Origin of the sequence: Streptomyces plumbidurans (genome assembly GCF_019857225.1) — a bacterium.
GTDB classification, from domain to species: Bacteria; Actinomycetota; Actinomycetes; order Streptomycetales; family Streptomycetaceae; genus Streptomyces; species Streptomyces plumbidurans.
In genome coordinates this window covers 1-9,899 of the sequence record NZ_JAFJSY010000138.1, presented here as the reverse complement: position 1 = coordinate 9,899, position 9,899 = coordinate 1, and the positions used below count along the sequence as shown (strand labels likewise).

Sequence of the window (9,899 nt, the reverse complement as noted above, 5' to 3'; positions counted from 1 at the left end):
CCGGCGGACGCGGGCCGCGCGGGTGCGGGGGGCCGGCGGGCCGGGGGCGGCGCTGCGGGGGAGCGGGCGCGGCGGACCGAGGCTGCGTGGGCAAGGGGGACACCTCCGGGCGACGGCCGTACGTGGGATCGTGAGCACCGTAGGCCCATACGATCTGTAGCCCGGGCCACCGCCACGGCGGGGCGCAACGGTGTCCCCCATTCGCGGTAACGTAACGGGCGATGAACGCCAACCCCGACGTGCGACTCCCCGCCGTGTCTGTGATCATGCCGGTCCTCAACGAGGAGCGGCATCTGCGCGGAGCCGTCCAAGCGATCCTCGCGCAGGAGTACGCCGGCGAGATGGAGGTCGTGATCGCCCTCGGTCCGTCCACGGACCGCACGGACGAGATCGCCGCCGAGCTCGTGGCCGAAGACCCGCGCGTGCACACCGTCCCCAACCCGACGGGCCGTACGCCTGCCGCCCTCAACGCCGCGATCAAGGCCTCGCGCCATCCGATCGTCGTCCGCGTCGACGGCCACGGCATGCTCTCGCCGAACTACATCGCCACCGCCGTACGCCTCCTGGACGAGACCGGCGCGCAGAACGTCGGCGGCATCATGCACGCCGAGGGCGAGAACGACTGGGAGCGCGCGGTCGCTGCCGCCATGACCTCGAAGATCGGGGTCGGCAACGCCGTCTTCCACACCGGCGGCGCCGCCTGCGAGGCCGAGACCGTCTACCTCGGGGTGTTCCGGCGCGAGGCGCTGGAGCAACAGGGCGGCTACAACGAGGAGTTCATCCGCGCCCAGGACTGGGAGCTGAACTTCCGCATCCGCGAGGCGGGCGGGCTGATCTGGTTCTCGCCGGAGCTGAAGGTGTCCTACCGCCCGCGCCCGAGCATGCGGGCGCTGGCCAAGCAGTACAAGGACTACGGCCGTTGGCGGCACGTCGTCGCCCGCTTCCACGAGGGCTCCATCAACCTGCGCTACCTCGCCCCGCCGACGGCGCTGCTGGCGATCGCCGCGGGCATCGTGGCCGGCGCGGTCCTCACGCCCTGGGGCTTCGTGATCCCCGGCGGCTATCTCGCGGCGATAGTCCTCGGCTCCGTCCCGGCGGGCAAGGGGCTGCCGCTGAAGGCGCGGCTGCAGATCCCCGTGGCGCTCGCGACCATGCACATGTCGTGGGGCTGGGGCTTCCTGACCAGCCCCAAGTCCCTGGCGAAGAAGGTCATCGCCTCCCGGCGCCCCGCGGTGCTCGCCTCCAACTGAGCACCGGGGGCCGTCCGTTGACCCGGACTACCAGGTGTAGTTCGGGTTGACGTGCATGCACTGCTTCTTGTCCGAGCCGTTGATGACCTGTGCCGACGACGGTGTCTTGTCGTCCTCGGCCGGGGCGGTGTACTTGGTGCCGGAGCGCCAGTCGGCCCCGACGACCAGCGTGACCCCGCTGACGTCCGTCGACTTCTTCACGGAGGACAAGGGGACGCCGAGCGCCTCGGCCACCCGCTGGGCATCGCCCTCCAGGTCCGCGCTCGGGTAGCGGATCACCGTCCTGTCCACGCCGCTGATCGCCGAGGAGTCGGCCACCGCCTCGGTGAACCCCTTGCCGGTGAGCAGCTGGGCGATCGCGTGCGCCCGCCCGGTCTGCGCGGCCCGGGTGTTCGAGGCGGTGCCGTTCTGCACCTGTACGGCGATGTGGTCGTCCGCGGCGGGCGGGTCCGTGGAGGCCGGCGTGGCGGGCTTCTTCTTGTCCTTGCCGTCCAGCGCGATGTCCTCGCGCACCAGCCGGAACAGTTGCTCCGCGTCACCCGGCTTCGGCACGACCCGGCCGCTGCTGGACGAGGAGTACTGCCAGGGCATCGTCGTCATGGTTATGCGCTTGGTGGGGACCTTCTTGAGCTCCTTGCTCAGGTCGTACAGCTTCGCCACGCTGCCCAGGCCGTCGTCGACGGTCAGCGCGCTGGTGGCCGTCTCCGCGAGCTTGCGCAGCGCGTTGGGGTTGCCGAGTGTGGCGTTCTCGCGCAACTGGCGCACCATCGCGTTCATGTACTGGTGCTGCGCCTTGGCCCGGGCGATGTCCGTGTTGTCCTCGAAGCCGTAGCGCGTACGCAGCCACTGCAGGGCCTGTACGCCCTTGACGGACGTCGTGCCCTTCTTCAGCTTCAGCCCGGAGCCGTGGCCGTCGGAGGACTTGGAGTAGATGTTGGCGTCCACGCAGACCGGTACGCCGCCGATGGCGTCCGCCATGGACACCACGCCCGCGAAGTCGATCATCATGAAGTGGTCGATGTGGATGTCGGTCAGCTTCTCCCAGGTCGCCACCGTGCAGCCCGGGCCGCCGCGGCCGAGGGAGTCGTTGGTGATCGTCGAGGTGAGCGCCCCGTAGACCTTGCCGGTGTCGGGGTCGGTGCACTTCGGGATGTCGACCAGGGTGTCGCGGGGCATGCTCACGACCGACATGTTGGAGCGGTCCGCCGAGAGGTGCAGCAGCATCTGGACGTCGGCGCGCGGCGCGGTGTTGAAGGTGTCCTTGGCGCCGCCGAGCTTCTGGTTCTCCTCGGAGTCCCGGGCGTCGGAGCCGATCAGCAGGATGTTCAGCGGGGTCTGCCCGGCCGCGTTGGCCTTCGACTCGGCGGCGCGGTCCTTCGCGTCGCCGATGTTGAGATGGTCCTTCTTGATGTTGGCGTTGAGGTGCTGGTAGTAGAGATAGCCGGCCCCCGCCGTGCCGAGTATCACCACCGCCAGAACGATCGCCGACCAGCGCAGCACGCGCCGTCTGCGGCGTCCGCGGTCGCCGCCCGGCACCTGCGGCGGCTCGGCGCCGCCGCCCCTTCCGTCCTTGCCCCGCGGCGTGAGGGACATCGTGTCCTCGACCGCGGGCACCTCCCCGCGCACACTGCTCCGCCCCACCTTGCTGACCTCCCACCCCTGTGTCCCGGCAACGGCCGTGGACGGTCCAGCCTCCCGGGCACCCGTTTCCCCAAACGGAGTGCGCGAGAGGGCGGCGCCCTGTGCGTCCGTCGGACGTGAGCGCGCCTCATCATTGTGCAGCCAGTTGGGAGTTTGCTGTGGGCCCCGGCGCAGCGGGTGCCGCCGCGGCCCACCACCCCGGTCCGCTACCAGCGGTAGGGCGCGTACACGTCCATGCACTGTCCGCTGTCCGAGCCGTTGATCGCGTCGGCGCTGCCGGGCAGCCCGTCGGACTCGGCGCCGGACTGCTTCGGATACGTGGTGCCCGTACGCCAGTCGGCGCCCACGACGAGCGTGACCCCGGAGACGTCCGTCGACCTGTGCACCGAACTCAGCGGAATCCCCAGCGACTTGGCGATGCGCTGGGCGTCGCCCTCCAGTTCGGCGCTCGGGTAGCGCACGACGGTGTGGTCCTCGACGAGCCCCGCCGTGGTGTCCTTGGACGCTCTGGCGAAGCCCTTCTGCGCGAGCTGTGCGGCGATCGCGCCCGCGCGCCCGGGGACCGGGGCGAGCGTGGAGGTGCCGGTGGCGTTCTGCACCAGGACGCCGATCCTGTCATCCGATGCCGAAGGGGCTTTTGTCGCCTCCTGCTTCGGCTTCTTCGCGCCCGACCCGCCCGACGCCTTGCCCTTGTCGTCGAAGGGCACGTCGTCGCGGAGCATCTGCCACACCTTCGCGGCTCCGGCGCCGTCCGGCAGAAGGTGGTTGGCGTCCTTGGGGTCCTCCACGTTCGGCATGGTCAGCGAGGTGATGCGGTCCGTCGGCACCGACTTCAGCTGCATCCCCAGGTCGTACAGCTTCTTCACGGTGCCGATCTCCTCGGAGACCTTCAGGGACTTCGTGGCCGCCTCGGCCAGATCGGTCAGCCGGCCCGTGTCGGTGAAGACGTTCTGCTTCTTCAGCGTGCGGATCATCGAGTTGAGATACATGTGCTGCGCGCGGGCCCGCATCGGGTCACTGCCCCAGGCGTGCCGGGTGCGCAGCCACTGCAGCGCCTGCTTGCCCTTGACCTTCTTGGTGCCCGCCGTCATCTTCAGGCCCGAGCCGCCGGGCACGGCGGCCGTCGGGTGGTCCCAGACGTTCTGCTTCACACAGACGTCCACGCCTCCGATGGCGTCCGCCATCCGCACCACACCCGCGAAGTCGATCGTCATCCAGTGGTCGATGTAGACCCCGGTGAGGTTCTCCCAGGTGGCCAGGGTGCAGCCGGCTCCGCCGCGGGCCAGCGAGGTGTTGATGATGTCGTTGGTGGCCGGGTAGACCCGTCCGGTGTCGGGGTCCTTGCACTTGGGGATGTCGACCCGGGTGTCGCGCGGGATGCTGACCATCGCGGCGCTCTTGCGGTCGGCGGAGAGGTGGATGAGCATCTGCACGTCCCCGAGCGGCGGGTTGCCGCGGGTGTCCCTGCTGCCGCCCAGCTTCACGTTCTCGTCGGAGTTACGGCTGTCCGAGCCGATGAGCAGGATGTTCATCGGGGTCTGCCCGGCGGCGTTCGGCTGCGCCTTGCGCGCCTTGGAGTCGCCGCTGCTGCGCTCGCCCTTCTGCAGATTGCCGTTCAGGTGCTGGTAGTAGAGGTATCCGGCGCCGGCCGTGCCGAGTATCAGTACCGCCAGCGTGGTCGCGGACCATCTGAGCACCCGGTGCTTGCGCCGCGGCCGCCGCCGTCCGTGCCCGTTGCCGTCCGCGTCCCCGGGCGGCGGCGGCCCCTCGCCGCCGGAAGCGCGCCGAGCATCGCGTCGAACGTCGCGCTGAACGTCGCGTCGACCGTCCGGCCGTGGCGCCCTTTTGCGCACATCGCTCTGAGACATCCCCCGTCCTCCCCACCCTTGCGCCGCCAAATGGGCCTGCCGTGCGCCCTGTTAGACGCACGACAGGCCCATTAGGTCACTCGGCGCACTCCACCAGATCGATCCGCGGCTGTGGCCGCGTCACTTGGCGCACTCGACCTTGTCCGCCGTCTGCTTGTCGACGTCCGGTGCCTTGGACGCCGCGGTGAGGGGTTCCCCGGCGGTCTCGAAGTCCTTGCCCAGGGTCAGCGTCATCGTCGGCAGACCCTGCGCGTTGGTCACGCTCTTGCCGGGCTTGAGCGCCGAGCCGGACAGCCCCATGATGTCGGCCAGCCGACGCGCCTGCGGTGCCTGGTCGGGGGCGTACTCCAGCGTCGTCTTGCTCAGCGCCGCGTCCGCGTTTCCGGCGTTCTCGGACTTGGACACGCCCGCCTGGTTCTGCAGGTACTCCAGCTCCGCCTGCGCGCTGCCGGCGGCGGCGCCGCCGTTCAGGATCCGCACGCGCACGTCGGACGCGGCCGACTTGGAGCCCTTGAGACGGGCCGCCACGGCGGCGGCCTCCTTCTTCTTCTCCTTCTTGACCGCGGTGAAGGAGACGTCGTTCTTGATGGCCTGGAAGACCTGCGGGGCCTTGGAGTCGTTGAGGACGACGGTCGCCTTCACCTTCTCGGCCGGGTTGTCGACCACCGGCACGGTGGTGAACGTCAGGTTCTTCGGGTTGAGCTTGCCCAGCTCCAGACCGAGGTCCTTCAGCTTGCCGATGCTGTCGAGGTTGGAGTCGACGGTCAGCGCCTTGGTGCCCGCCTCGGCGACCTTCACCATCTTCGCCGGGTTGGTGAGCGTGTCGTTCGACTTCAGCTTGCGCATCAGCGCGCTGAGGAACTGCTGCTGCAGCGTGATCCGGCTCAGGTCGCCGCCGAAGCCGACCGCGTGCCGGGTGCGCACGAAGGCCAGGGCCGTCTCACCCTGGATGTGGCGCATGCCTTTCTTCAGATTCAGGTGCGAGTCCGGGTCGTTGATGTCCTTGCCGAGACATACGTCGACGCCGCCGACCGCCGTGGTCAGCGTCTTGACCGCGTTGAAGTCGGCGACCATGAAGTTGTCGGGCTTGATGCCGGTCAGCTCCGTGACCGTGCGCGCGGTGCAGCTGGGCGTGCGGTCGTCCTGGCCCAGGCTGGTGTTGAACCGTACGCCGCTGGTGCCCGGGATGACCTTCTCGCTGCCGTCGGCCTGCTTGGTCGGGCAGTCCGGGATGTCGGTGATCAGGTCGCGCGGGATGCTCAACGCGGTCGCGTTGGAGCGGTCCTTGGCCACGTGCAGCAGGATCGTGGTGTCCGCGTGGCCGACGCTGCCGGAGTCGCCGTACTTCGTGTTGCCCTTGCCGGTGCGCTTGTCGGTGCCGATCAGCAGGATGTTGATCGCCTTGCCCTTGCTGAAGCCACCGGTGCTCGCGCCGTCGTCGGAGACGGACGTGATGTTGTCGTTGAGGTGCTTGATGTAGAGGTAGGCGCCACCGGCGGTGGCGAGCAGCACGAACGCCATGCTGCCGCCGGTCCACATCAGGACCTTCTTCGCCTTCGACTTCTTCTTCGCCGGGCGCCGGCCGCGCCGTCCCGGCAGTGGCTCCTCCGGTGTGCGGCGCCGCCGTTGCGGCGGCACATCGCGGCCCGGGGCCGTCGGCGCTGCCGAGCGGTTGCGGTTCGCGGCGCCCGCGTCACGAGCGGCGGATCTGCGCGGGCCGGGGACCGCTGATCGCGGTGTGGAAGGAGTCAGTCGCAGTTCGTATTCGCCGGTGTTCGGATTGAGCACCCACTGGTCTGCGGGGTCGATGTCGTCCGCCCGCCCACGGCTTTGCGAGTCCACGGTTGTCCGAATCCTCCGTTAGGCCACGCGGCGCCTTCCCCCTCCAAGGCGCTCGGTCTGGTCTCGCAGTGCACGACCCCGAGAAGGACCACGCGGCTATGTGCACCGGATCGCTCACACTATCCGCCCAGTTCGGCGTCAAGCGACGACGGTGACAAATTCCACGTCCCTACAACTGGGCAATCCGCCCATTTCATGGGACTTTCTTGCGGTGGCTGTTCGTCGCCTTGGTGTTCGCTTTACGCGCACGTGTCCTGGGCGGCGGTGTTACCGCTGAACGTGGGGGCGGGCGAAACGGACGTCCCGGGCCGATCGGACCGCTTCCCACCGGAGTTGCCATCGCTCTTCGTAGCCGAATTGCGACTCTTTGCGGCGGAATTGCTGGGTGCTGCCCTCGTCACCGTCAACGGCGTGTCCCTGCGCAGCCGTTCGAAGAGCTTCTGTGCCTCGGGTTCCTCGAGCTGGTCGCGATTCGCGTTGTAGACGTACGACTCCCGCGGAACCGTCAGGAATTGCACGCGTTCGGCGGGGATGTCGCGCAGACCGCGCACGAGTTCGTACAAACCACGCAGACTCGCCAGAGCCGGATCGGTGGTGAGGGACGACGTGGCGGCGTCCAGCACGGGATAGAGCTTCACCGGATTCAGCAGTACGTCATTGCTCTGCACCTTGTTGACGAGCGCGCCGAGAAATCGCTGCTGGCGCTCCATCCGGTCGGTGTCGCTGCCGTTGCCGAGGGACTTGCGGGCGCGGACGTAGCCGAGCGCCTGCTCGCCGTTGAGCGTGACCCGGCCCGCGGGCAGCTTCAGCTTGGCGGCCTTGTCGTCGATGGGCTTCTTCAGGCACACCCGTACGCCGTCGACCGCGTCGACCATCTCCTTGAACCCGTGGAAGTCGATGACCATGTGGTGGTCGACACGGATGTCGGTGAGCTTCTCCAGGGTCCGGATGGTGCAGGCCGAACCGCCCACCTGGAAGGCGTAGTTGAACATCGCGAACGTCGGCTCGGAGCGGGTGCCGTCGGGGCGCAGACAGGAGGGCACGTTGACCATGAGGTCACGGGGGAGGGAGATCGCGGTGGCGGTGTGCCGGCCCTTGGACAGGTGCAGCAGGATCGTCGTGTCGGACCGCTCGGTGCCCGAGTCCCGCCCGTAGCGGGCGTTGCCGTCCCCGGAGCGCGAGTCCGAACCGATCACCAGGATGTTCTGCGCGTCCTTGACGAGCGAGGTGGGCCGCTCCTTCTCGTACCGCGCCAGTTCCCGGGCGGCCGCCTCATCGGGCGTGATGTTGCCGTCCAGCTTCATGTACAGCACCCACCCACCCCCGGCGACCCCGACCGCCACCAAGGCGACGCCAATCCCCCCGTACCGCACCCACCGCCGCCGACCCGGCCGCAACAGACGCCTCAGCCCTTCCACGACCCGCTCCACCCCTCAAGCCGCACCAACGCCCTGGTCCTACGACCATGCCTCGGGGGCAGTTCAGAGGGGGCCTGTTACTGACCCGTCCGGGTGAGGGCGGGCTCTTAGGGCCGCGGGGTGACGGCGATCTCCGAGGCCGCGGGGCGCTGCAAGCTTTTGAGGGGCGCAGGGCGACGGCAGGCTTTTCAGGCGGCCGGGGTGACGGGCGGATCTGTCAGGGCGCAGGACGACTGCAAGCTTTTAGGGGCGCGGGGAACTGCGCGACAAGCCACAACGAACCCGCACCCGCCAAACCACCACGCCCCCCACCCTCAGCGGCGCACCACAGACACCCGCTCACTCTCCACCCGAGCAGCCACCGCATCCTCCCCCAGCAGCTCCAAGTGCCGACAAAGCACCACGGACCCCCCAGTGGCCAGCGCCGCGAACAACCCCGCGTTCAGCCCCTCCCATGTGTCGTACGGCAGCCCGGACAGAATCCGCGCTCCAGGCCCGGTAAGTCCAAGATCCCCCGCCTCCGCAACAGCCCGCTCAACAACCTCCGCCCCACTGAACTCCCGCCCACCCACAACCAACGCCACCGCATCCGGATCCACCCCCCCGAACGCCACAAACCGATCCCCCTGCCCCGGCACCTCCACCGCATAATCAACAAACCCCTCCGGCACATCCAAAAACCTCCCCCCAAGCGGCCGCAAAGCAAGAGCAACCCGCTCCCCCCGACAAGCCCGAGCCGACTCCAACGTCTCCGGCCCACTCACCACCACATCGGCGGCAGCCGCATCCCCGCCGACATCGGCGACCACCCCCACCGACGAACACGCCAGCACCCACACCGCCGTCTGCCAGTGCGCGGGCAGCAGCAGCGCCACCCGGTCACCGGGTCCGGCGGCCAGGTCGCCCTGGAGGAGGTTGGCGGTCTTGGCCACCCAATTGGCGAAGGTGGCCACGGACAGTTCGACGCGTTCGCCCGTGGCGTCGTCGTAGAAGGTCACCAGGGGGCGTGCGGGGTCCGTGGCGAGCGCGGAACTCAGCAGGTCGGCAGGGGTGCGGTCGGTGGCGTTCATCCGCGCAAGGGTACGCGGGCGGCGGCTCGCGCACGCTCCGGCGGGGCCACCGGTTCGGAGGAACGGCAGCCGACGGCCCGTCAGTTCCCGGATGGACAGATATGTCTGACTATGTTCAGGATCGGCACCATGCGTCGACTCCTTGCTTCTTCGATCGCCGCCTCGGTCGGCGTCGCCTGTGCGGGCGCCCTCGCCCTCCCGTTGACCCTGCCCGCCGCCGCGGCGCCAAAGGCGCCCGCGACCGGCGCCGCCGGATCCGCCCCGGACGCCCCGTCCGACCTCCCCGGCAGCACCCGCTCGCTGCCCCTCGTCCCCCTGGCCCCCGTCGCCCCGACCGCCCGCGACCGCGCCGTCGGCTCCGGGTCCGGCGGCGAACTGGGCCTGACCCGGCGGGACGTACGGCACTTCTCGATGGTCGGGGTCATCTGGGACGACCCGGACACCGAACTGCACGGACACGTCCAGGTCCGCACCCGCGCGACCGGCACGGGCGTCTGGTCCGGCTGGCAGAACCTCGAGACGCACAACGACGACGCGGCCGACCCCGGCACCGCCGAGCGCACCTCGGGCCGTGTGCACGGCTCCACCGCGCCGCTGTGGGTGGGCGACTCGGACGGGGTGGAGGTCCGGGTCCGGGCCGACGGCGGACCCCGTACCGGGAGCGCCGCCCCGAGCACCCGCGCCGCCGCACCCGGCACCGCCCTCCCCTCGGGCCTGCGTCTGGAACTCGTGGACCCCGGCGAGGACGCCGCAGCGGAGGGCGCGTCGGCGCGGCGAGGCCCGGCCGGCGCCCCGCGCACCGGCGCCCTC

The 9,899-nt window shown here is 69.8% G+C and carries 6 protein-coding genes and 1 pseudogene; 2 read left to right on the top strand and 5 right to left on the bottom strand.

Annotated elements, in window-relative coordinates:
• The first annotated feature begins 221 nt into the window (after nucleotides 1-221).
• Nucleotides 222-1,250, top strand: a complete 1,029-nt coding sequence (locus JYK17_RS39545; protein ID WP_108008160.1) for a glycosyltransferase family 2 protein — start codon at nucleotides 222-224, stop codon at nucleotides 1,248-1,250.
• Nucleotides 1,251-1,277: 27 nt separating this feature from the next.
• Here the strand turns inward: JYK17_RS39545 and JYK17_RS39540 are convergent, their stop codons facing one another.
• The 5 genes from JYK17_RS39540 to JYK17_RS39520 all read right to left on the bottom strand — a co-directional run bounded on the left by JYK17_RS39540 (nucleotide 1,278) and on the right by JYK17_RS39520 (nucleotide 9,089).
• Nucleotides 1,278-2,843 carry an LCP family protein gene (locus JYK17_RS39540; protein WP_234548490.1) on the bottom strand — a complete coding sequence of 522 codons (1,566 nt, stop codon included), beginning with the start codon at nucleotides 2,841-2,843 and terminating at the stop codon, nucleotides 1,278-1,280.
• 254 nt (nucleotides 2,844-3,097) lie between these two features.
• The gene (locus JYK17_RS39535; protein ID WP_108008156.1) at nucleotides 3,098-4,759 is read right to left on the bottom strand and encodes an LCP family protein; all 1,662 of its coding nucleotides are present in this window, start codon (nucleotides 4,757-4,759) and stop codon (nucleotides 3,098-3,100) included.
• A gap of 120 nt (nucleotides 4,760-4,879) precedes the next feature.
• The gene (locus tag JYK17_RS39530; RefSeq protein WP_108008154.1) at nucleotides 4,880-6,601 is read right to left on the bottom strand and encodes an LCP family protein; all 1,722 of its coding nucleotides are present in this window, start codon (nucleotides 6,599-6,601) and stop codon (nucleotides 4,880-4,882) included.
• Between the two features lie 239 nt (nucleotides 6,602-6,840).
• Entirely contained in the window at nucleotides 6,841-8,019 is a 1,179-nt protein-coding gene (locus JYK17_RS39525; RefSeq protein WP_222812274.1) for an LCP family protein, read from the bottom strand.
• 314 nt (nucleotides 8,020-8,333) lie between these two features.
• Complete coding sequence (locus tag JYK17_RS39520; protein ID WP_222812273.1) at nucleotides 8,334-9,089, bottom strand: TIGR03089 family protein; 756 nt, start codon at nucleotides 9,087-9,089, stop codon at nucleotides 8,334-8,336.
• 129 nt (nucleotides 9,090-9,218) lie between these two features.
• Here JYK17_RS39520 and JYK17_RS39515 point away from each other — a divergent pair.
• Nucleotides 9,219-9,899: pseudogene (locus tag JYK17_RS39515) on the top strand (N-acetylmuramoyl-L-alanine amidase); the annotation flags it as partial.